23 protein-coding genes are annotated in these 23,580 nt (G+C 41.7%); 5 read left to right on the top strand and 18 right to left on the bottom strand.

Annotated elements, in window-relative coordinates:
* Window positions 1–7: 7 nt before the first annotated feature.
* The 6 genes from ctaG to cyoE form a co-directional block, all read right to left on the bottom strand.
* The gene (gene ctaG / locus RL70_RS14485) at window positions 8–922 is read right to left on the bottom strand and encodes a cytochrome c oxidase assembly factor CtaG (RefSeq protein WP_039044114.1); all 915 of its coding nucleotides are present in this window, start codon (window positions 920–922) and stop codon (window positions 8–10) included.
* A 139-nt stretch (window positions 923–1,061) separates the two neighbouring features.
* Window positions 1,062–1,409: a cytochrome C oxidase subunit IV family protein gene (locus RL70_RS14480; RefSeq protein WP_039044113.1), complete on the bottom strand. Its 348-nt coding sequence runs from the start codon at window positions 1,407–1,409 to the stop codon at window positions 1,062–1,064.
* A 1-nt stretch (window position 1,410) separates the two neighbouring features.
* Window positions 1,411–2,037 (bottom strand): cytochrome c oxidase subunit 3, encoded by a 627-nt coding sequence (locus tag RL70_RS14475; protein ID WP_039044112.1) that lies wholly within the window; start codon window positions 2,035–2,037, stop codon window positions 1,411–1,413.
* Window positions 2,037–3,917 (bottom strand): cytochrome c oxidase subunit I, encoded by a 1,881-nt coding sequence (locus RL70_RS14470; RefSeq protein WP_039044111.1) that lies wholly within the window; start codon window positions 3,915–3,917, stop codon window positions 2,037–2,039. Before RL70_RS14470 ends, RL70_RS14475 begins: the two co-directional genes overlap by 1 nt.
* A gap of 35 nt (window positions 3,918–3,952) precedes the next feature.
* Window positions 3,953–5,023, bottom strand: coding sequence for a cytochrome c oxidase subunit II (gene coxB / locus RL70_RS14465; RefSeq protein WP_039044110.1), 1,071 nt, complete (start codon window positions 5,021–5,023; stop codon window positions 3,953–3,955).
* A 97-nt stretch (window positions 5,024–5,120) separates the two neighbouring features.
* Complete coding sequence (cyoE, locus tag RL70_RS14460) at window positions 5,121–6,041, bottom strand: heme o synthase (protein WP_039044109.1); 921 nt, start codon at window positions 6,039–6,041, stop codon at window positions 5,121–5,123.
* 321 nt (window positions 6,042–6,362) lie between these two features.
* Here cyoE and RL70_RS14455 point away from each other — a divergent pair, with 321 nt between their 5' ends.
* Window positions 6,363–7,274 (top strand): heme A synthase, encoded by a 912-nt coding sequence (locus RL70_RS14455; protein WP_039044108.1) that lies wholly within the window; start codon window positions 6,363–6,365, stop codon window positions 7,272–7,274.
* Between the two features lie 360 nt (window positions 7,275–7,634).
* Here the strand turns inward: RL70_RS14455 and pyc are convergent, their stop codons facing one another.
* Genes pyc through RL70_RS14440 form a run of 3 tightly spaced genes read right to left on the bottom strand, consistent with a single transcriptional unit; the run spans window position 7,635 to window position 12,601 of the window.
* Window positions 7,635–11,072: a pyruvate carboxylase gene (gene pyc / locus RL70_RS14450; RefSeq protein ID WP_039044124.1), complete on the bottom strand. Its 3,438-nt coding sequence runs from the start codon at window positions 11,070–11,072 to the stop codon at window positions 7,635–7,637.
* Window positions 11,073–11,095: 23 nt separating this feature from the next.
* A complete protein-coding gene (locus RL70_RS14445) occupies window positions 11,096–12,259 on the bottom strand; it encodes an FtsW/RodA/SpoVE family cell cycle protein (RefSeq protein WP_039044107.1) in 1,164 nt (387 codons plus the stop codon).
* Between the two features lie 60 nt (window positions 12,260–12,319).
* Window positions 12,320–12,601 (bottom strand): YlaN family protein, encoded by a 282-nt coding sequence (locus RL70_RS14440; protein ID WP_039044106.1) that lies wholly within the window; start codon window positions 12,599–12,601, stop codon window positions 12,320–12,322.
* A 179-nt stretch (window positions 12,602–12,780) separates the two neighbouring features.
* Between RL70_RS14440 and RL70_RS14435 the strand changes: the two genes are divergently transcribed.
* On the top strand, window positions 12,781–13,278 hold the full coding sequence (locus tag RL70_RS14435) for a hypothetical protein (RefSeq protein WP_039044105.1): 498 nt from the start codon (window positions 12,781–12,783) through the stop codon (window positions 13,276–13,278).
* Between the two features lie 14 nt (window positions 13,279–13,292).
* Window positions 13,293–13,496 (top strand): YlaI family protein, encoded by a 204-nt coding sequence (locus RL70_RS14430; protein ID WP_039044104.1) that lies wholly within the window; start codon window positions 13,293–13,295, stop codon window positions 13,494–13,496.
* A gap of 17 nt (window positions 13,497–13,513) precedes the next feature.
* On the opposite strand, the gene RL70_RS14425 is transcribed toward RL70_RS14430, so the two are convergent.
* Both RL70_RS14425 and typA read right to left on the bottom strand, forming a co-directional pair.
* Complete coding sequence (locus tag RL70_RS14425) at window positions 13,514–13,846, bottom strand: YlaH-like family protein (RefSeq protein ID WP_231567284.1); 333 nt, start codon at window positions 13,844–13,846, stop codon at window positions 13,514–13,516.
* A gap of 24 nt (window positions 13,847–13,870) precedes the next feature.
* Window positions 13,871–15,703, bottom strand: coding sequence for a translational GTPase TypA (typA, locus tag RL70_RS14420; protein WP_039044103.1), 1,833 nt, complete (start codon window positions 15,701–15,703; stop codon window positions 13,871–13,873).
* Between the two features lie 100 nt (window positions 15,704–15,803).
* Between typA and RL70_RS14415 the strand changes: the two genes are divergently transcribed.
* Complete coding sequence (locus tag RL70_RS14415; protein ID WP_039044102.1) at window positions 15,804–15,989, top strand: YlaF family protein; 186 nt, start codon at window positions 15,804–15,806, stop codon at window positions 15,987–15,989.
* A 38-nt stretch (window positions 15,990–16,027) separates the two neighbouring features.
* Here RL70_RS14415 and RL70_RS14410 read toward each other — a convergent pair whose 3' ends face one another.
* Window positions 16,028–16,822: an inositol monophosphatase family protein gene (locus tag RL70_RS14410; protein WP_039044122.1), complete on the bottom strand. Its 795-nt coding sequence runs from the start codon at window positions 16,820–16,822 to the stop codon at window positions 16,028–16,030.
* Window positions 16,823–16,960: 138 nt separating this feature from the next.
* Window positions 16,961–17,155, bottom strand: a complete 195-nt coding sequence (locus tag RL70_RS14405) for a hypothetical protein (protein WP_039044101.1) — start codon at window positions 17,153–17,155, stop codon at window positions 16,961–16,963.
* Window positions 17,156–17,307: 152 nt separating this feature from the next.
* Between RL70_RS14405 and RL70_RS14400 the strand changes: the two genes are divergently transcribed.
* Complete coding sequence (locus RL70_RS14400; RefSeq protein ID WP_039044100.1) at window positions 17,308–17,931, top strand: YktB family protein; 624 nt, start codon at window positions 17,308–17,310, stop codon at window positions 17,929–17,931.
* 183 nt (window positions 17,932–18,114) lie between these two features.
* Here RL70_RS14400 and RL70_RS14395 read toward each other — a convergent pair whose 3' ends face one another.
* The 5 genes from RL70_RS14395 to pdhA all read right to left on the bottom strand — a co-directional run bounded on the left by RL70_RS14395 (window position 18,115) and on the right by pdhA (window position 23,399).
* Window positions 18,115–18,384: a UPF0223 family protein gene (locus RL70_RS14395; protein ID WP_039044099.1), complete on the bottom strand. Its 270-nt coding sequence runs from the start codon at window positions 18,382–18,384 to the stop codon at window positions 18,115–18,117.
* Between the two features lie 83 nt (window positions 18,385–18,467).
* A complete protein-coding gene (lpdA, locus tag RL70_RS14390) occupies window positions 18,468–19,880 on the bottom strand; it encodes a dihydrolipoyl dehydrogenase (RefSeq protein WP_039044098.1) in 1,413 nt (470 codons plus the stop codon).
* Window positions 19,881–19,883: 3 nt separating this feature from the next.
* Window positions 19,884–21,266: a dihydrolipoamide acetyltransferase family protein gene (locus RL70_RS14385; protein WP_039044097.1), complete on the bottom strand. Its 1,383-nt coding sequence runs from the start codon at window positions 21,264–21,266 to the stop codon at window positions 19,884–19,886.
* A 36-nt stretch (window positions 21,267–21,302) separates the two neighbouring features.
* Complete coding sequence (locus RL70_RS14380) at window positions 21,303–22,280, bottom strand: alpha-ketoacid dehydrogenase subunit beta (RefSeq protein WP_039044096.1); 978 nt, start codon at window positions 22,278–22,280, stop codon at window positions 21,303–21,305.
* Between the two features lie 3 nt (window positions 22,281–22,283).
* Window positions 22,284–23,399 (bottom strand): pyruvate dehydrogenase (acetyl-transferring) E1 component subunit alpha, encoded by a 1,116-nt coding sequence (gene pdhA, locus RL70_RS14375; protein ID WP_039044095.1) that lies wholly within the window; start codon window positions 23,397–23,399, stop codon window positions 22,284–22,286.
* Window positions 23,400–23,580: the final 181 nt, after the last annotated feature.

The raw sequence follows: 23,580 nt of genomic DNA, 5'->3' as shown, positions 1-23,580 counted from the left end.
CTAACAATCAGCCATGAACCGATAATTTCTTTCGGTTGATCAAATCTTGCCGTGTAATTTCATCAGCATTCTCTTGTTCATCACGATACCATGTAATAAAGATCTTTCCTATGATGAACACATACAATAATTCTTGAATAACCTTCATAATTATGCCGCCAAGTTGCTGATCATAAAGCGTAGGCATACTCGTAAATAACTCGGGACCTGAGATCGTCAAACCAGATAGCGTCCCAGCAGGTACACATAAAGCCATCGCTTTTAGCCACGCTTCTCCACTACTATACGTCTCGTACACGGGAACATCCGCAAAGATAATCAAAGAACAGGCCGGTGTTAACAGAATCGCACTCAATATGACATAACCTATCTTTTTCAAACCATGTAATTGAGGCTCGCCCGGTAAAGTATTGAATATCGGCCACCACAAGAACAAAGCAGATAAGAAAAGTGTCAATGTAAATGCAGTATGCAAGGGTAAGCTAAGTTTTATTGTATCTAAAACTAATGGGTAATGATTCAAAGAAAACATAATCGTAAAGGCAATCAAGCTAATAACTGGCTTTGTGAAGAAGCGGATTACGGCCGCAATTATCGGGTAACTAAAAACTTTTTTCCATAGGAAGTTCGGAATCCCGATGATAAATAACGGTGCAATGACCAGGAGTAACAATGCCATTTGTGCCATATGGACAGAAAACAATATATGTCCCATTAAATCCATTGGTGAACCTTTTACAATATACAACAGTACAATCGCAGATAAGAAAATTGTAATCTGCCTTTTCGTGACAGACTCATTTCGCTCGAATCGAGATCTCCACTTTTTTGTCAGCAAAAAGTACAAGACCGTCACAAGGACGAGAAATAAGAAAAAATACGGACTCCATAAAGCGCGGAAGCCAAAAATACTTAACGACAAGTGTCCCAGCTCCTTTTATAAGTTCTGTTCTCATTATAGGCTGTTCTTTTATGTAAAACAATGAACGTTCTTTGACATCCATAAAAACAAGAAAACCTCTGGCCTTGGCAATTGGCCAAAGACAGAGGTTTTATGAAGATTACCACCAAACAATCGTAACGAAAGTAAGTGGAATTAGGAAAGCAAACACTACTCCAGTGAACATGAACATTTGAGGAATTCCGTGTCCTTTGTCTTTCATGTGCATGAAATAGTAAAGCTGTAGTCCAACTTGAACCGCAGCAAAGAGGAAAAGCACTGGAATCACTAAATACTTCGTAAATCCTTCTACTCCTTGCTGATAAGCCACGACGAATGTAAACGAGACAAGTGTCATGAAGATCATGAGTGAGAACATCATAACTTGACCACGCATAGTTTCCTTTGAACGACGGACAAATAGATCCTGTTCAATAGGGGTTCTCTTGTACATTTCTACTTCTGCCATGTTATCCGATCACTCCCATCAAGTAAACTACCGTAAAGATGAATACCCATACGACGTCAATGAAGTGCCAGTAAAGTGAGAATGTGTAGTACTTAGATGCATTATACAGGTTCAATCCACGCTTTGCATTTCGGAAGAGCAAAAGTGTTATCCATACAAGTCCGACAGCAACGTGGAAACCGTGTGTTCCTACAAGTGTAAAGAACGATGAACTGAATGCACTGTTTCCAAACGTAAATCCTTCATGTACGTAGTGAGTGAACTCATATACTTCTAGTCCAAGGAAACAAAGTCCTAGGAGCGCAGTAATAGCTAACCAAAGCTGCATTTTCTTGAAGTTGTAGTTCTTCATATGGTGCATAGCATACACACTTGTAAGTGAAGAAGTTAGAAGCAACAAGGTCATGACAAACACTAATGGAAGCTGGTACAGCTCTTGTGTTGAAAACCCGAAACCGCTTGGTCCCTTGTTTTTTAACGCCATATAGGTAGCAAACAAAGTAGCGAATAGAATTGTTTCTCCACCAAGGAAAAGCCAGAATCCAACAAACTTATTTTTTCCTTCAAGCGTTGCACGCTCAGGGTGTTCCGGCCAAGTTTCCGGAGTGAATTTTTTATTCAAATCCATCAGTTTTGACCCCCTTTGCTAGCGTTGTTAATATCAGCCTGAATTTCTTCCTTCGTTACATGGTAGCCTAGATCATCTTTCAATGAACGCATTGCCATTGACACGAACGTCCAAGCAAGACCGAAGATGAGCAATGGAAGTCCCCAAGAAGTTTCTTGGTGATACATAGCACCAAATCCAGCGATGAACAAACCGACTGTCATGAAGAATGGAATGATTGAACCATGCGGCATGTGGATATCAGTTATTGGTTCAGCAAATGTTAGTCCAGTTGCGTTCCCTTCCTGCTTTTCAATCCAAACAGTATCAAGTCCACGTACGAGTGGAGTTTGAGTAAAGTTGTAGAACGGTGGTGGTGACGGAATTGCCCATTCAAGCGTACGTCCATCGCCCCATGGATCATTTCCAACACGCACGTTTTTAACAGTTGTCATGATGATATTGATCACCATTACAATTACACCGATTGCCATAAGAAGCGCACCAATCGAACTGATTAAGTTCGCTGTATTCCAGCCTTGTCCGTCCATATATGTCCAAACACGACGTGGCATTCCCCAGAATCCAAGCCAGTGCTGGATTAGGAATGTACAGTGGAACCCGACAAAGAAGAATACAAATGTGATTTTACCAAGTGTTTCACTGAGCATTGTTCCAAACATCTTAGGCCAGTAAAGGTGTACTCCAGCTAAGATCGCAAGTACAACTCCACCGACAATTACATAGTGGAAGTGAGCAACAATGAAGTAACTATCGTGTAACTGATAGTCAAGAGGTGCAGCACCTTGCATAACCCCTGTAACCCCACCCATTACGAACGATGGGATGAATCCAAGTGCATACAACATTGGAGTTGTCATGACAATGCTTCCGCCCCAAATTGTAAGCAACCAGTTAAAGATTTTAACACCAGTTGGTACAGCAATCGCCATCGTCGCAACTGCGAAGATTGCGTTTGCAGTTGGCCCAAGACCTACTGTAAACATATGGTGGGCCCAAACCATGAATCCTAAGAAACCAATCAATACTGTCGCAAATACCATCGCCGGATAGCCGAAGAGGCGCTTACGAGAGAAAATCGAAAAGATTTCAGAGAAAATACCGAATGCCGGCAAGATCAGGATATATACTTCAGGGTGACCGAAAATCCAGAAAATATGCTCCCAGATAATTGTGTTTCCACCCATCTGATGATCAAAGAAGTTCGCATCGAACATTCGATCGAATGTCAAGAAGAACAATCCGACAGTAAGTGGTGGGAATGCGAATAGGATCATTGCTGAAGCGACAAACGTCGTCCAAGTGAACAATGGCATCCTCATATACGTCATACCCGGTGCACGCATATTAATGATAGTAACAAGGAAGTTAATCCCGCCCATCAGCGTACCTCCACCAGCGATTTGAAGACCTATCGCATAAAAGTCAATGCCATGTCCTGGAGATGCAAGTGAAAGTGATGCATATGAAGTCCATCCAGCATCTGGAACCTGTCCAAAAAACCAAGAAACGTTTAAGAATACTCCTCCCAAGAAGAACATCCAGAATCCAAGTGAGTTAATGAACGGGAACGCAACGTCACGCGCTCCAATTTGAAGTGGCATTATATAGTTCATAAATCCAAATAGTATCGGCATGGCGGCTAGGAAAATCATCGTTGTACCATGCATTGTGATTAAATCATTAAAAAGACCTGCACTTACAAGGTCATTGTTCGGCTTTAACAGCTGGAGACGAATAATCATCGCTTCAATTCCACCAACGACGAAGAAGAAACCGCCGCCAATGAGGTAAAGAATTCCGATCTTCTTATGGTCGACAGTTGTCATCCAATCCCAAAGGGCTGCGCCGAATCCTCTTTTTTGAGCAACAGAACTCACGTTATTTTACCTCCTCTTCAATATCGTGTTACGTATTACTGCTCAACAGACAAGCCGAGCAAGTACTCAGCTAAGTCATCTAACTCTTGGTCAGAAAGCTGATTTTCAAAAGAAGGCATTGTGTTGCCCGGTTTAACTTTTTGTGGATTTTTAATCCATTCTTTCAAGTCTTTTTCATTATGTTCTAAGAAACCAGCTACGCGGTTACGGTCACCGAAAGACGCTAGGTTCGGACCAGGTGCTCCACCTTGGCCAGCACCAGAAACAGCGTGACAAGTAGCACAGCTAGCCTGGAATACTTTTTCGCCATCTGCATTCGCGTTTGCGACTGACTTAGCGTCTTCAGTTGCTTTCATATTTTTCGCCCATGCGTTGAACTCATCACGTGGTAAAGTTTTCACTTTGAAATCCATCAGTGAGTGAGACGGTCCGCATAGCTCAGCACATTTACCATAGAATACTCCATCTTTAAGACCTTCTGACTCTTTGTCAAATGTCAGATAGAATTTGTTCAAGTTTTCTACGTTCGTATCCATCTTCCCACCAATTGCAGGAATCCAGAAGGAGTGCTTCACGTCTGCCGCTTTTAAGTTAAAGTAGATTTTTTCCTTTGTTGGTACCACGAGCTCTTGAGCTGTCACAATACCAAGTTCAGGGTATTCGAATTCCCACCAGTAAAGCTTAGCGGTTACGTCTACTACAAGGTGTTTCGCTTTCCCATCATCGTTAACTTCTTCCATTGCCTTTACGTCCCCAAGTTTGTAAGTGTAATACACAGTAGGAACTGCAAGAATGATAATGAGGATAATTGGAATGATTGTCCAAACTAGCTCCAATTTATGACTACCTTCGACTTGTTCAGGTATGAAATCCTCACCTAGTTTCGAACGTCTAAAACGAATCAGTGCTACTACATAAATTGCGACTACAACAAGAATGACGAACAGCATGATCCCTGAAGAAAGCATCAGTAGTTTAAACTGATCTTTACCTACCTGACCAGCTGGTAGAAGCGTGGATAATTCCTCTTGGCCACATCCTGCTAAAAATACAGTCAGAACCGCTAACAAGGAAAAGAGACGCCATTTTTTGAGTCCTTTCATCATCGCTTCATAATCCCTCTCTTTCTAATAGTGTTTTCTTCCATCGAGGAGTGAAGACCTCTCTATAATGAATTCCTGTCAAAGAAAGAATTCCATACATTTAGATGAAAATCGAAAAGATAATCATCGAGACAAAAAGTATTGTCATATAATTCAGTGAGTAGATGAACATGGACATTGCCCACTTTAAATCATCTTTTACACGGAATCCTTTTAGTGCGAGTAATAACCAACCTACATTCAACAATGTAGCAAGAACTAAAAATGCAGTTCCTAGTTCACTTAACATGAATGGCAAAGGAAACAACAGCACAACCCATGCAAGCATTGATTTTTTTGTACGGGCAAACCCTTTTACGACAGGTAACATCGGAATTCCTGCTGCACCGTATTCATCTGTTTTCTTCATAGCAAGCGCGTAAAAATGAGGTGGTTGCCAGACAAACATAATTAGAAACAGTGCCCAAGCTCCAAGTCCAAGTGACGGTTCCACTGCTGCCCAACCAATTAGTGGCGGAATAGCACCAGACAAACTTCCGACAATCGTATTGGATACGTGACGGCGTTTTGACCACATAGAATAGAGAACGACGTAACTCAATACTCCAGCGAGTCCCAGTAGCCCTGTAGTAGCATTTGCAGAAAACAGCAATACTTCTCCTATAGCTATAAAGCCCAACGCCATAGCGAGCACTGCCGGGGCCTTAAATCGCCCAGTTACTGTGGGTCTAGTTCTTGTCCGCGTCATAATCGGATCGATATCACGATCAATCAAATTATTAAGCGCTGCTGAACCGGCTATGATCAGGGCAGTTCCGAATAGCGTAGCAATCATAAGATCCAGTCTATGTACAAAGCTGATGTTCGCAAACTGGAACGCCAAGAAGAGACCTGTAAATGCAGTAATCAGGTTAGAATTTACAATTCCAATTTTAATAAGTGCTAAAAAGTCCTTCATGAATGTTGGTGCAATTACAGTTTCCGGAACCCTCTCTGCAGCAGTCGTACGACTATTTGACATGTTACTCCCCCTTTCAAAGCCCATTAAAAATGACCGCTGTACTTAACTATATCGAAAATCCTTCACAATTTCTATACAAAATCGCAATTTGTATAGAATTGCACAATCTCTCGAGGAATTATACAGTGCACCTTCTATAGTAAATCATTCCATCTGCCCATTTGTGAAGTTATCAGGTCGTTTTTATGAACATTTTGTGAAAAAAGGAACCTAATTGCGTGTTCTTTGTTTCCGGCATTGTGTTTTATGGTCCGATTCTCTATCATTAAAAACTAGAGACCTTTTCAACGGTCGACATTTTATAAAAGAAGGTGTCTTTGTTTGAAACGATACAACTACTTAAAATGGTTTGCGGTAGCTGCGACTATCGGGATGCTACTCATCCTGCTCGGCGGTGCACTCGTTACGAAAACAGACAGCGGTATGGGCTGCGGAAGACATTGGCCAGGCTGTAATGGACAACTCATTCCGGACGAGATTACCGCAGAAGTACTGATTGAGTTTTCTCATCGCCTCGTTACAGGTGCTGTCGGAATTTTAATAGTGATTTTATCTGTATGGTCATGGAAAGCAATTGGACATGTTCGCGAAACTAAATTTCTTTCGGTTATGGCCTTATTTTTCCTCATTTTACAAGCACTCATTGGAGCAGCCCAGGTTAAATGGGGACAAGGGGATTTTATCCTCGCTCTACATTTCGGGATATCATTGATTTCTTTTGCGGCCGTTTTACTTTTGACACTCCTCATATTTGAAGTAGATAAAAAGTTCGATGCCGACAAGATTCAAGTTGGATCCAAATTAAAATTCCATACAATCGGGGTTACCGTCTACTCGTACATCGTCATTTATACAGGGGCTCTTGTTCGACATACAGAATCCAGTCTCGCCTGTGCAGATTGGCCACTTTGTAGAAATGATCAGTTCCAGCTTCCTTCCAATCTAAATGAATGGGTACAAATGGGACATCGAACTGCAGCTGCACTAATTGTCATCTGGCTTGTGTATATTGCAATCCTTGTTTGGCGTAACTATCGTGATCAAAAAGTATTGGTATGGGGCTGGTCAATTGCATTGATACTTGTTCTTGCGCAAGCAACGACTGGTATGCTGTCCATCTTCACCCGGTTGAACCTTACAATCGCATTGCTCCATTCCTTATTCGTGACATTATTATTCGGATTGCTTACTTACATGATTTTGTTACTATCCAGAGTACGAATTCAAAAATAATGAAAAAACAGCCACTCGGGTTTCGCGAGCGGCTGTTTTTTTGTGGTTTCTATTTGATTAAGGGCGAATGATTGAACGCGTATGAGTTGCACTTTTTATGATGGGTTATGATAACTCTTCATGGTTTATGAGCACTTTCTAGCTTTTATGAGCACTTTCCGTGGTTTATGAGCACTTTCCAGCTTTTATGATCACTTTCCACGGTTTATGAGTACTTCTCAGGTTTTATGATCACTTTCCACGGTTTATGAGCACTTCCCAGCTTTTATGAGCACTTTCCATGGTTTATGAGCACACCAATCACTTCACGTGCTCATTCTCAGCATTCAATTAGCACTCACAAAACAAACGCTTCCCCAATCAATGCTCGAGTTCAATTAGCAAATCTCCAGTTGAAATCGCTTCACCTGGGGTTACATGAATTTCTTTTACGATACCGTCATATGGCGTTTGAATCGTTGTCTCCATCTTCATCGCTTCAGTGATCAACAAATGTTGACCTCGGCGGACACGGTCCCCTTTCTCAACCGCAAGTTGCAGAACCGTACCAGGCATCGTCGCAGCGATATGGGCGTCATTTCCAGGATCCGCTTTTTGCTTCTTCACAGAATCCGTTTCAACACTAACATCTTGAATGACCACTTCACGTGGCTGTCCGTTCATCTCAAAGTAAACGACACGGGTTCCGTCCGCTTGAGGTTCACCGATGGAAACGAGCTTAACTATAAGCGTCTTCCCTACTTCAATCTCGACCTCTATCTCCTCACCTAATCTCATACCATAGAGGAATTCAGGAGTCTGAATAACAGATAGATTACCAAAGTCTTTATACATCGCCAAATATTCTTCAAATACTTTTGGATACAACGAATACGCTAATGCGTCATGAATGGTTGCTGGTTTCTCTAGTTCCCCATCGAGTTTTTCAATGACTTGTTCAAAATTAACCGGCTCTAATAATTCCCCTGGACGCACAGTTAACGGTTTACGACCTTTTAACACGACTTTTTGCAATTCCTCTGGGAATCCACCGTAAGGCTGACCGATGTAACCTTCAAAAAACTCAATAACAGACTCTGGGAAGTCAATCGAGTTTCCTCTAGCAAGTACCGCATCTTCATCCAAATCATTTTGAACCATGAACAGTGCCATATCTCCAACAACTTTGGACGATGGTGTCACTTTTACAATATCCCCGAACAGCATATTGACGCGGGAGAACATTTCTTTAACTTCTTTCCAACGATTACCGAGTCCGACACCCTTCGCTTGTTGCTGTAAATTGGAATATTGGCCACCCGGCATTTCATGGACGTACACTTCTGAATGAGGGCTGATCATACCGCTTTCAAAGTGGGCATAATACTCACGCACGTCCTCCCAGTAGAAGGATAACTCTTCAAGTGCTTTAACATCTGTACGGACTCCACGGCCACCATACTGCAACGCATAGTAAAGTGAGTTAGCTGAAGGTTGGGATGTGAGTCCAGACATCGCTCCAAGTGCAGTATCGACAATATCGACACCTGCTTCAATAGCTCGTGTATACATGGCGATTCCATTACCACTCGTATCATGAGAATGTAAGTGAATCGGGATATCGACGGTTGCTTTCAATTCAGAAATAAGTTGATATGCCGCTTCAGGCTTTAACAAACCTGCCATATCTTTCAAGGACAAAATATGGGCTCCTGCATTTTCAAGCTCTTTCGCCATTTCTTTATAGTACGCAATCGTATATTTAGTCCTCATCGGATCTAATACATCTCCTGTGTAACAAAGAGCGGCTTCTGCTACTTTACATTCTTGACGTACTGCATCGATCGCTACTTCCATCCCCTTGATCCAGTTCAAACTATCGAAAATACGGAATACGTCAATGCCGGCAGCTGCCGACTCTTTAACAAATTCCCGGATCACATTATCCGGATAGTTTTTGTAGCCAACTGCATTTGCCCCTCTAAATAGCATTTGGAACAATACGTTCGGGATTTGTTTGCGTAGCACTGCTAGACGCTCCCACGGATCCTCTTTTAAGAAACGGTATGAAACGTCAAATGTCGCACCGCCCCACATTTCAAATGAGAATAGGTCGGGCATCAGACGAGCAGATTCTGCAGCTATATTCGTCATATCCGCCGTCCGGACACGTGTAGCAAGTAATGACTGGTGCGCATCACGGAATGTGGTGTCTGTCAGCAACACATCTTCCTGTTCTTTGACCCACTTAGCTAACCCTTCTGGTCCTCTTTCATCCAGAATTTGTTTAGTTCCTTGCTTGGGTGGAATAGTAAAATCAACTTCAGGTTTGCGCGGTACCGCAAATACAGGTTTTGATTGCCGCCCGATTCCTGGGAATCCATTAACAGTAATGGTCCCTAAATAATTCAACACCTTCGTTCCCCTGTCTTTTCTGACTGGGAATTCAAATAATTCAGGAGTTGCGTCTATGAAACTCGTCGTATAATCGCCTGTTAAAAAGCTTTCATGACGGACAACATTGGCTAGGAATGGGATATTTGTTTTTATCCCACGGATTCGGAATTCCTGCATGTTGCGGTCCATTTTGGAGGCAGCTTCTCGGAACGTCATTCCCCATGTTGAAACCTTTACAAGTAACGAATCATAATACGGCGTAATAACGGCCCCTTGGAACCCATTACCTGCATCGAGACGGACACCAAACCCACCGCCTGATCGGTAAACTGATAATTTCCCTGTATCGGGCATGAAATCGTTCAACGGATCTTCAGTTGTTACTCGTGCTTGTATTGCATATCCAAACAAAGGAATATCCTCTTGTGCCGGAACAGCTGATTGTCCAGTATGGAGATTCTCTCCGTCTGCAATAAAGATTTGTGTATGGACGATATCAATACCAGTTACCATTTCCGAAATCGTATGTTCAACTTGAATACGCGGATTGACTTCAATAAAGTAAAACTCATCATTTGCGACTAAAAATTCAACTGTCCCCGCATTTATGTAGTTTACATTTGTCATGAGTTTAACTGCTGAATCACAAATAGCTTGTCTTAAATCATCAGACAATGAAATCGAAGGTGCAATTTCCACCAACTTTTGGTGGCGACGCTGTACTGAACAATCCCGTTCATACAGATGCACGATATTGCCGTGAGTGTCACCTAAGATCTGCACTTCAATATGTTTTGGTTCTCTAATCAATTTTTCAACGTATACTTCGTCGGATCCGAATGCTGACTTCGCTTCAGATTTCGCACGATTATAAGATTCTTGAACTTCATCGGCATGCTCCACAATACGCATCCCACGTCCGCCACCGCCAAGTGAGGCTTTGATGATAATCGGATAACCATGAGAAGTCCCAAACGCCTCCACTTCTTCAATGGAGTGGACGGGTCCATCTGTACCTGGAATGACAGGGATCCCTGCTTGTATTGCTTGTGAACGCGCTTTCACTTTATCGCCAAACATCTCAAGATGACGAGAGGTTGGTCCAATAAAAATGATTCCTTCTTTTTCAAGACGTGCAGCAAACTCTTCGTTTTCTGCTAAAAAACCGTAACCTGGATGCACGGCATTAGCACCCGAACGTTTAGCGATTTCAATAATCCCCTCGATGTCAAGATACGCATCGATTGGTTTCTTTCCTTCACCAATCAGATAGGATTCATCTGCTTTATAACGATGAAACGATCCTCGGTCTTCTGCCGAATAAATCCCTACTGTTGGAATTTGAAGTTCAGTACACGCTCTGAAAATACGAATTGCAATTTCCCCACGGTTTGCAACCAGAATCTTTTTAATGGATTTCATTTCCAAGCTAGGCACGCCCTTTTCTATTTATTTTTCTCATATCTAGTGAACATTGAAACATTCATCAATATTCCTAAAGCTAAAGATAACAGAATAATCGAAGTTCCGCCATAACTAATAAAGGGAAGCGTGACACCCGTCAATGGAATGAGCCCTGTCACCCCACCGAGATTGATGAACGTTTGAATACCAATGAGGGCACCAACACCTGAAGCAAGCATTCTAGCATGGGGATCTTTAGTAGCTAACGCAATCCAAAAAGCACGCACTACTAAAAATCCTAATCCTCCGATTACAAGGATCGTTCCGAAGATACCGAGTTCTTCAGCGATAATCGCCATGATGAAATCAGTATGCGGTTCTGGCAAATAACCCATTTTTTGAACTGAGTTTCCTAGTCCAAGTCCAAATAGACCTCCTGCACCGATGGCAATATAACCATTTACAATTTGGAGTCCAGAACCTTGGATATATTGGAATGGATCGCGATAGGCTGTAAAACGGCCCATACGACTTCCTGTCATGACAGAATCCCAAGAGAAAAATAAAATGATTCCTACAAGTACCAGGATTCCAGCAACAAACAAACTCAACTTCCAAAATGTCTTGACGTTGATACCACTTGTCGCCATCACGCATATGGAAGTTGCAATAATGATAAAGGTTGCCCCGATATCAGTTTCCATCATAACGGACGCAACAGCGAAGCCTAATATAATGACCGGTGGTACTATTGCTGTATTAATACTGTTGATTGTTCCAGCCTCGTACTTGTTTGCAAACACACCCGCAAAATATATGATCATCACAATCTTTGCAAGTTCAGAAGGCTGCAAACTCCCTATCGGTAGATTAATCCAACTTTGAGATCCTACTTCTCCACCAAATCCTATGAAATGAACGAGAAACAGCAACACTAGCATGACAGCAACAGTCACTACCATAAAATACTTTTTACGGTATAGTTTGTATGGTAGAAAAGCCGTAAAGAAAAATGCCAGAATTGCGATAATCACACTAATAAGCTGCTGGTTAAAAAACTTATCAGGCTCCCAGCCATATCGATTCACAGCCCATACCATACTGGAACTGTAAATCATGACAAGTCCAAAAAGACAAAGTACTAAGTATGTAAAAAATAATGGAAAATCAAAATGGCGAAATAGCCGCTTTGCATATTTTTTCAAGAAAACCCCTCGTATCTGTAAATAAAAAACTCAAACTTTAGGTTAGTTTGAGTCTTTTGTTTATTTTTTTATGCTAAGTTCATGTAAGATGTTCATTTCCTTCTCTAAAACAGAAAGTATGTTCTTTCCACGCTCTCGCTCAATAAGACCAAGCTTTACAGCAAAGTCAATTTCACGGGACAGCCCATACATTTGTGTATCCAATACTTCCTCATATAAAGGACATTGCGGCATCGTCAAATGATCCATCTGCACTTTAATGAGCTGAGCGATTTTGTCTGCATCCGCCTGCAGCTGCATTATGGCTTTTTCCTGATAGGTTTCCTGTACTTCTATATCCATGAGGACGCCCCCATTACTCTTATTTCAGCAAGCTGCTATAGAGTAAATTGTAGCTGTAGAAAGCTGAAATTGCAAGTATTTCCCGTAGTGTTCTAACTACTTTTAGCCAGATAACTTCCGATTGAGAACAAATAGCGGTATACTGTAATACAGAAACGAATGAGCTGGGAGGATTTATTGTGGAAACAATTGTACCGATTAAAGGGAATGTGCAGCATACGATTACGCTAGATCCAACTGTCTGGATTTTCGATGACAGAAGACTCGATTTAGAAACTTACTTCACTACTGAGGTTGAAGAGTTCGATGAAATGGAAGACTATAAAGAAAGAATGGGGAAGCATTGGTCCCGTGAAATCATGGAAGGTGCTACCTATCCTCCAACATTAAAATCCGAAAAGAAATATGAGAAACAAAAAATGTTAACAGGTACGTTCGGAATCATTTTTGAGCCATTCTTGAAAAATGCAATTCCAGCAGAAGATGCAACAACGATCACTTTTGAAACAGCTGATGGAGAGCATAGTTTCCCCATCGAAGATGCGGCGAACCTGCTATTCCAGTTCAGTCTGGAAGGTAAACCGCTGAAAGAAGATGGTCCGATTCATGTCTTGCTAAAAGATGGCTCAACTCGAAAGAATCCAATCCGTAATGTTACGGCAATTCGCATTAGCTAAAGAGGGGTGCAACGATGCGTGTTAAATGTGTAATGTGTGATGAAATCGGTAAACTAAGCGACGAAGATCCACTCGCAAAGAAATTACGCAATCGACCCATTCATACGTATATGTGTGAACCTTGCAGAGATCGTATTGGTGAGTTGACGAAATTGCGGATAGCAACAGGGAAATTCACTTTCCGCCGAAGTTCCCATCCAGCTGAAAATGAATTTTAAAAAAAGATCCAGCCGCATTATGCGACTGGATCTTTTTGATGTTCATTTAATCTGCGGACTCTATAAATAATCAGAATCAGCGCGGCTACAATTAGCCCTTCCACAATCGGAAGGAAAAATGCTAAGAACGTCAGCACGAGGCAGCCGATAAACAAAAATGTATAAATGACAAGATTTTGCAATGGCTTGATTTTTCTAGCAAACCCTAGTTTATACACTAAGGCTGCCAGTAAAAACACGAGGGCGAACAGTACGTAACCCGCGGCATCGAAATTCGGCATCATTTCGTAAATCAACTTCGCGATACCGGACATCTTAGTGGCTACGAGCTCTGAATCCTCTACCTTCATTCAACACATTCCTTTCATAACTGCTTATTTGCTCTTTTTCTGTGATTTTTCACGTTCGTTTTTATCAAGAATCTTTTTGCGAATACGAATCGACACTGGTGTTACTTCACAGTACTCATCTTCACTCGCATATTGAAGAGCTTCTTCAAGAGTCATAATCTTAGGCTTCTTAGTTGAAACTGTCTGATCTTTTGTAGCAGAACGTACGTTGGTTGCGTGTTTAATACGTGTTAAGTTAATTGTGATATCACTTTCACGCGTGTTCTCCCCAACAACCATACCTGCATAGATATCCGTACCTGCTTCAACAAACATAATACCGCGGTCTTCAAGTTGCATAACACTATAAGCAGTTACTTTACCATTCTCCATTGAAACTAGAACACCATTGCGACGTCCGCCGACTTTTTCAGATGTCATTGGCTTATAAGAATCGAACGAGTGGTTGATGATTCCATATCCACGAGTCAACGTTAAGAAGTCTGTAGAATATCCAATCAATCCACGGGCAGGTACTAAGAACGTCATACGAACTTGTCCGTTTCCATTGTTGACCATATCAAGCATTTCGCCTTTACGTTCACCCATGGATTCGATTACTGCGCCTGTATATTCTTCAGGAACGTCAATTTGAACATTTTCAACTGGCTCACAACGTTTACCATCAATTGTTTTAACAATAACTTCAGGTTTTGAAACTTGAAGTTCAAATCCTTCACGTCTCATGTTTTCAATCAAAATTGACAAGTGAAGTTCACCACGGCCAGAAACCATCCATGCATCAGGAGTTTCCGTAGGGTCTACACGTAACGATACGTCTGTTTGCAATTGTTGCTCTAGACGCTCTTCGATTTTTCTTGAAGTAACCCATTTACCCTCACGACCAGCGAATGGACTGTTGTTCACGAGGAACTTCATTTGCAATGTAGGCTCATCTACGTGCAACAATGGCAGCGCTTCTTGATGGTCAGTAGGGCAAACTGTTTCACCTACGTCAATGTCATCCATACCAGAAATCGCGATCAAGTCACCAGCATATGCCTCTTCAATTTCAATACGTTTCAAACCTAAGAAACCATACATTTTTGTAACGCGGAAGTTTTTAACAGCCCCGTCACGTTTCATAACACTAACTTGTTGTCCAACTTTCATCGTACCGCGGAATACGCGTCCGATACCAATACGGCCTACATAGTCACTGTAATCTAAAAGAGATACCTGGAATTGAAGCGGCTCTTCACGATTGTCGATTGGTGCAGGGATTTTATCCAAAATTGCATCATAAAGTACTTCAAGTGTCTCTTCTTGGTCAGCAGGATCTGGTGAAAGGCTTGCAGTACCATTAAATCCTGAAGCAAATACTACAGGGAATTCAAGCTGTTCATCATTTGCATCTAATTCGATGAAGAGTTCAAGTACTTCATCAACCACTTCTTCAGGACGAGCAAAATCGCGGTCAATTTTATTTACGACAACAATTGGCTTCAAGTTGATTTCAAGAGCTTTTTTCAATACGAAACGTGTTTGTGGCATACATCCTTCAAATGCATCAACAACTAGAACTACGCCGTCAACCATTTTAAGAATACGTTCAACTTCTCCACCGAAGTCAGCGTGTCCTGGTGTGTCCAAGATATTGATTTTCGTGTCTTTATATTCGATCGCAGTGTTCTTCGCAAGAATTGTAATTCCACGCTCGCGCTCAATTTCGTTTGAGTCCATTGCGCGTTCTTCAACTTGCTCATTTGAACGGAAAATACCGGATTGCTTCAATAACTGGTCGACTAGTGTTGTTTTACCATGGTCAACGTGGGCGATAATAGCTATATTTCTAAGATCATTTCGTGTGTTTGTCATTATTTCACTCCATCTGTCTTTATTCAGTTGATTAACTGTGTTATTATAGCACAAGATACTTCTAGAAAAAAAGGTTTACTTTATCAGGAGGCGCATTTTTTTGAAAAATGTCAAATGGGTGTTCGTTTTATACGCTCTAGGAGCCATTCTATCCATGTTTATGATAGGGATTGCGGTTGGCGTAAAAAGTTATTTGTTAGCAATAGCTGCCATCATTTCTCTCGTTTTGATCATGGGAAATGGATTTAAAACAAAAAAGAAGTTTCGTGAACAAGGACTTCTTTAATAGATGAGTGAAGAATCGTTAGGTGACCTAATGATTCTTCACTTTTTTAATATGATGAAATCCTTTAGTAGTTGTGAGTGGATACTCGCATTTGAAACGATGAATGTCTCTTGCTCAAGCAATCCTGATTGCTCCCCTTGCAACGTAGAGGATATTGCACCAACTTCTCTCGCAATGATCATCCCACCGGCTACATCCCACGGTGACAGTCTCATTGACATGTACACATCAACCCTACCAGTAGCCACATGTGTCAATTCAAGAGCTGCAGATCCATATGAGCGTGTCCCTCTACAAGTTTTGACAAGTTCAATCATTGGCTCATTATCGACATATCGATTCGGGGCAATCCAACTTGCATTCACGCCAATAATTGCTTCTTCTATGGTCGTATCCGTCAATTGCGGTAACCGAATATCATTAAGGAAAGCCCCTTCGTCCTTCATAGCAGAATACAAATCATCTGCCGTGACATCGTAAACATAGCCAAGCATTCCTATACCATCTATATAAATGCCTAAAGAAATGGCGAAATTTCGTTTTTGATGGACAAAATTCATCGTCCCATCAATCGGGTCTAAAAACCAAATGACACCATCCAATGACTGGATATCATCCCCGAATCCTTCTTCCCCCATAATTCGATGATCAGGGAAATCACGACGGATCCTAGTAATGAAAAATTGTTCAATCTCACGGTCGATATTCGTAACTAGATCGTTCGCTGATGACTTCGAGCTAATTTCAATTTCCGTGAAAAATGAACGCTTTATATGATGACCAGCTTCTTTAATCAATGATTTCGCGTAACGGTCCATGGCTCCCCAGTTCATCTCAAACCCCTCCAGTTCTTCTCCACCAAGTATAGCATAGCTATACGGAGCCAAAACAAAAAAGGCTCCTGTGCATGGATCTCCCTGAAGAGAACAATGTCCAATAGCCTTTCTTAACAGTCACAGATAGTCATTACATTAAAAACCATTCAACTTCTCCAATTCAGTATGAATTTCAGTCAACCTCTTTTTGCTTTTTGCAATTTGCTTGAAGTCCTCTTCATTTAGCGCATCATGAAGAGTCGCTAACTCATAGTCCAACTCTAGGTTCAATACTTTAAGAAATTCTTTTTCAACATCGGCTTTACGAATAACATGGACGACTTGTTTCATCGAAAACACCCCTTTTTTGAAAGTATGTGCAATTTCCTGTTACCATAAGATATGCGGGAATCGGTTGGACAGCTGGATGTTTGTCCTCTTGCCTTCAATTATTCCCCAAAGTACTTCCCTATAAACGTAGAAAAAAGAGAGGGGTCACAAAATTGACAAAAACATTTTGGACGGAAAATGATTTTTCTGTTTTCGAAGTAGAAGGATTGGATGAACGCATGATAGCACTTCAAGAACGAATCCAGCCTAAATTCAATAAATTAGGAGATCTATTCACACCTTTGTTGTCCGCTCATGGTAAAGGTGAGTTCTATCCCCACGTAGCAAGGCATGCAAGACGCACAGTAAATCCACCATCAGACAGCTGGGTTGCGTTTGCTCCTGCGAAAAGAGGATATAAAGCGCTTCCTCACTTTCAGATTGGTCTTTGGGGCTCACATTTATTCATCGTACTTGCGATAATTTACGAAAATCCCGATAAAAAAGGAATTTCTGAACGTCTTCAGAACGATTTGTCTATTTTGACATCACTCCCTAAGGATTATGTCGTCTCTGGAGATCACATGAAGCCAGGAGCGCAATTGATTCAAGAATCCGGTAAAGAGCCAGTAGTAGAACTACTTGAGCGTCTACACGATGTGAAGAAAGCCGAGTTCCTTGTCGGGCGTCATCTTGACCGTAAACAAGCGGTTGCGATGACTGAACAAGAATTTTTATCGTACGCAGAAGAAACGTTTGAACAACTTTTACCTGTGTATGATCGAGTAATTGGATAAAAAGACGGTTAACCTAAAAAACGATTCGTTGTTTGCCACTTACGCAAACCTCTCGAATCGTTTTTATATCTTACTGACTGAAAATACACTCAACAACAGTACATCTAATTGAAGTCAGTGGACCAAACTTATAGGGAATGACTTGCGCTTAAAGGAAAGTCTTTGATACTTATCCCCAACAGCTTATCCTTTAATAATATCTCCATTACCGCCTTCTTTTGCTCGCTTCACTACTTTGTAGCATTCATAACTACTAGCTTCCTTAAACTCCTTGAACAGCGTTTTTTCTTCCGCCATCGAAGGAACCACCTTTTTAAATGAATTATATGAACCAAGTAATTTTTCACGACCAATTCCTTGTTCATAAGCTTTTTCGATGCAAGTGAAAAAATCAGTCACAATCATAATTTCTTCTGTGGACCAATCTGCACGTAGTGGATAACTATATTCCATCTATTTCTCCTCCTATCCCTCATTAGTTTACACACAAAGGAAAAAACCTATCCGACGGATGCCAGATAGGATTCCTCACAATTTTATTTAGATAGAATATGAATCGGTTTACCAAGCGCTACTTCAGCAGCTTCCATTGAGATTTCACCCAATGTTGGATGCGCGTGAATTGTCATAGAAACATCTTCTAACGTCATTCCGCTTTCAATAGCAACAGCTATTTCAGCAATCATGTCAGAAGCATTTTCTCCAGCAATCTGAGCTCCTAGTAACAATCCATCTTCCTTACGAGCAACAAGCTTCACAAAGCCATCTGGTGCATTTAGAGCAAGCGCACGACCATTCGCACCGAATGGGAATTTGCCTACTGCCACTTCATAGCCTTCATCCTTAGCTTGCTTCTCGTTAAGACCGACTGTTGCAAGTTCTGGATCTGTAAAGCATACTGCAGGAATTGCCAAGTAATCCACTTCTGATTTTTCACCAGCAATGGCTTCTGCAGCAATCTTGCCTTCGTAAGATGCTTTATGTGCAAGCTGTAAACCGGGAACGATATCCCCGATCGCGTAAATATTCGGGATGCTTGTACGACATTGTTTGTCGACACTTAGAATTCCGCGCTCTTCAAATTTCAAGCCGAGTTCTTCAAGTCCCATTTCATCAGTATTCGGACGGCGTCCAACAGTTACAAGTACATAATCAGCTTCAACGGTTTTTTCTTCACCTTTAACTTCATACGTAACTTTCACGCCAGAATCTGTTTCTTCAGCACCTTTAGCTGTTGCTTTCACAACAACCTCAACGCCTTTTTTCTTCAATCCTTTTTTAACAATTTGTGTCATTTGTTTCTCGAAGCCAGTAAGAATATCATCTGCTCCTTCGATAATCGTTACTTCAGAACCAAGATTTGCATAAGCAGAACCAAGCTCAGTACCGATATATCCTCCACCAATGACCACTAACTTTTTAGGAAGCTCTTTCAATTCAAGTGCACCTGTGGAATTGATAACACGTTTAGAGAATTTGAAGTTAGGAATCTCTACAGGACGAGCACCTGTTGCAAGAATAACATTTTTGAACTTATAAGTTTGAGCGGATGCGTCATCCATCACTCGTGCTGTATTGGCATCAACAAAGTATGCTTCACCTTTGACGATCTCGACTTTGTTCCCTTTAAGGAGGCCTTCAACACCTCCTGTAAGCTTCTTAACAACGCTTTCTTTGAATGCCATTGCTTTAGAAAAATCGAGCTTTACGTCTGAAGCAGTAATCCCCATATCGTCAGCATTTTGTGCACTTACAAAACGATGTCCGACAGAAATCATAGCTTTAGATGGAATACAACCTACGTTCAGACAAACACCACCGATCGTATTTCTTTCTACAATCGTTACTTTTTGTCCGAGTTGTGCAGCACGGATTGCCGCTACATATCCTCCAGGACCTGAACCGACTACGAGCGTATCTGTTTCAATTGGAAAATCTCCTACTACCATGGTTTACGCCTCCATTAATAAAAGTTCTGGATTTCCTAGCAAGTGTTTAAGGTGATTCAACGCTTGTTGCCCCGTTGCTCCATCGATTACTCGATGATCAAACACTAATGACAATGCTAACATAGGTGCAGCAACGATTTCACCATTTTTAACCACTGGTTTTTCTGAAATACGACCAATTCCTAGTATTGCAACTTCCGGATGATTAATAATTGGTGTGAACCACTGACCACCTGCAGAACCAATGTTTGTAATTGAGCAGGAAGCACCCTTCATTTCTGAAGCAGCAAGTTTCCCATCACGGGCTTTACCACCAAGATCAGCAATTTCTTTTGAAATCGCAAACATCGATTTACGATCAGCATGCTTAATGACCGGCACCAAAAGACCACGATCTGTATCCGCTGCAATTCCGATATTGAAGTAATGCTTCTGTATCAATTCTTCAGTCGCATCGTCTAACGACGTATTCAATTCCGGGAATTTACGTAATGTTGAAACGAGCGCTTTCACGACATATGGCAAGTACGTCAGTTTAATATCTTGTTCAGCCGCGATTTCTTTGAACTTCTTGCGGTGTGCAACCAATTCAGTTACATCTACCTCGTCTAGAAGTGTTACGTGTGGAGCAGTATGCTTCGAGTTAACCATCGCCTTCGCAATCATCTTACGGATAGGTGATAGCTTCTCGCGTGTTTCTGGGAAGTCTCCTTCAGGAACCGTAACTGCTTTAGATTGAGCTTGTTGTTCATCCTGACCAACAGATTGAACACTATCTTCTTGAGTTTGAGTTTGAGCTTCAGCAGATTTGTTACCACCTGCTTTGAATGATTCGATATCATCTTTGACGACCCGACCATTCTTTCCTGAACCTACAACTTGTCGAATATCCACGCCTTCTTCACGAGCGAATTTACGAACTGAAGGCATTGCGATGACACGACGGTTCGGGTCAACTTCTTGACTCGTTACTTCTCCTGGTGACTCAGGTGTTGCATCTGTTGCAGCACCTGCTTCATCTTTGGGTGCTTCTTTTTTATCAATAGGTTGTCCTTTTTCCGCAGTAGCTTGAACTTGAGATTCTGATTTAGCTTCCTGTTTTTCTTCCGCAGGCGCCTCTTCTACCTCTTCTTCCTCATCTTCGTGATCTGGAGAGTCAATTCGAATCAATTTATCTCCTACAATTGCTACTGTTCCTTCACTTACAAGTATTTCTTCTATAGTTCCTGACACAGGTGAAGGGATTTCCACGACAGATTTGTCGTTTTGTACTTCAAGAAGTGTATCATCTTCGTTAATGGTGTCGCCTTTAGATACGAACCACTTTACGATTTCACCTTCATGAATTCCTTCTCCGATATCTGGTAAACGGAAGTGATATGCCACGTGATCCACCCTCTCCTCAGTCCAATAGACTGGCTATTAAAATTCAAGTACTTTTTTCGCTGTTGCAACAATGTCATCTGCTTTTGGAAGCCAAGTGTTTTCACCTTGTGCAAATGGATAAATTGTATCCGGTGCAGTTACGCGAAGTACTGGTGCCTCAAGACTTAAGACTGCACGTTCCATAATTTCAGAAACGACATTTGCAGCAATTCCGGCTTGGCGCTGAGCCTCTTGCACAACAATTGCACGGTTTGTCTTTTCAACAGATGCAATAATCGTCTCAACGTCTAATGGCTGAATTGTACGCAAGTCGATAACTTCAACGGAGTGACCATCTTTTTCAAGTGCTTCCGCTGCTTTTAGGCTTTCTTGTACCATTGCACCGTAAGTGATGATGGACAAATCAGTTCCCTCACGCTTCACGTCTGCTTTGCCTAAAGGAATTGTGTATTCTTCTTCAGGTACTTCTTGACGGAACGAGCGATACAGTTTCATATGCTCTAAGAAAATGACAGGGTTCTCATCTTTGATTGCAGAGATTAGTAAACCTTTTGCGTCATATGGTGTTGATGGGATAACTACTTTCAACCCAGGCTGAGCGGCAACAAGTCCCTCAAGACTGTCAGCGTGCATTTCTGGTGTAGCCACTCCCCCGCCAAATGGTGAGCGGATAGTAATTGGTGCGTTTAATTTACCTGCACTACGGAAAGACATACGTGCAGCTTGTCCGCTTACTGAGTCCATTACTTCAAATAGGAAACCGAAAAATTGCAGTTCCATTACAGGGCGATAGCCTGTCAATGCAAGACCAATTGCAAGACCACCAATACCTGATTCTGCAAGTGGTGTGTCAAATACTCGTTCTTCTCCGAATTCTTTTTGAAGACCTTCGGTTGCTCGGAAAACCCCGCCGTTTTTACCGACGTCCTCACCAAACACGAGCACGTTTTCATCATTTTTCAATTCCGTGCGCATTGCATCGGTAATTGCTTGGATCATCGTCAATTGTGCCATCGGTTATTTCGACTCCTTTTCCGTGTAGATGTCAAACTGTTCTTGTAGATTGTATGGCATATCGCCTGCATACATAATTTTAAGGAAATCAGTTACCTTTTGCTTTGGTGCTTGGTCCGCTTGTTTGATCGCGTCCTTTATTTCTTGTTTGGCACGTTCAATCACTTCATTTTCTTTTTCTTCGTTCCATAGTTTCTTCCCTTCCAAGTACGTACGGAAACGAACGATTGGATCACGCTTTTCCCATTCGTTATCAATATCAGAAGTACGGTAACGAGTTGGATCATCGCCTGCCATTGTATGTGGACCGTATCGGTAACACATCGTTTCTATCAAAGTAGGACCTTCTCCATTCACTGCGCGTTCTCGTGCGTCTTTCGTAGCTGCATAAACCGCAAGTGGATCCATTCCGTCTACAAGAATACTTGGAATTCCCGCTGCAATACCTTTTTGCGCAAGGGTTTTCGCTGCTGTCTGAACTTCACGTGGTGTTGAAATTGCAAATTGGTTATTTTGCACAACGAAAATAGCAGGTGAACGGAACGCGCCTGCGAAGTTGAGACCTTCGTAGAAATCACCTTGTGATGTACCACCATCACCTGTGTAAGTCATCACAACAGATTTAGTGCCGCGCTTCTGGAAACCAAGTGCCACTCCCGCCGCTTGGACGTATTGTGCACCAATAATAATTTGTGGTGGGAAAATATTAAGTCCTTCAGGAATTTCACTTCCTAAGAAATGCCCACGAGACCAAAGGAACGCCATATGTAACGGCAAGCCGTGGAAAATCAGTTGAGGAACATCACGGTACCCCGGTAATATGAAATCATCTTTTTCTAAAGCAAAGTGAGACGCAAGCTGAGATGCCTCTTGACCTGCTGTTGGTGCGTAAAAGCCAAGGCGTCCTTGACGATTCAGTGCAATCGAGCGCTGATCGAGAATACGCGTATACACCATGCGCTCCATTAGTTTTGTTAATTCTTCATCCGACAGGTTAGGGTCTGATTCTTTATTTACAATCTTTCCGTCCTCATTTAGGATCTGGAACATTTCAAACTTTTCTTCGATCTCATGTAAAACAACTGTTGGATCGAACTGTTTGTTCTTTTCTGCAGCCATTTCGGCAACTCTCCTTCTCTTAACTGTATTAGGTAAATCACGACATTCTATTGATACAATCAATCTTCCACACTCAGTATACTGAAAGGTAAAGGAACGGTCAATGTATGGAGCATATAGATTGTATGCGTCACCAAAAACCTTCGATCTACTCATCGCATCTGTATTAGTACAACCATCA

The sequence above is a fragment of the Sporosarcina sp. ZBG7A genome (assembly GCF_000813425.1).
Classification (GTDB): Bacteria; Bacillota; Bacilli; order Bacillales_A; family Planococcaceae; genus Sporosarcina.
The sequence above is the reverse complement of the archived record's forward strand: the minus strand, read 5'-3'. Positions and strand labels throughout refer to the sequence as shown.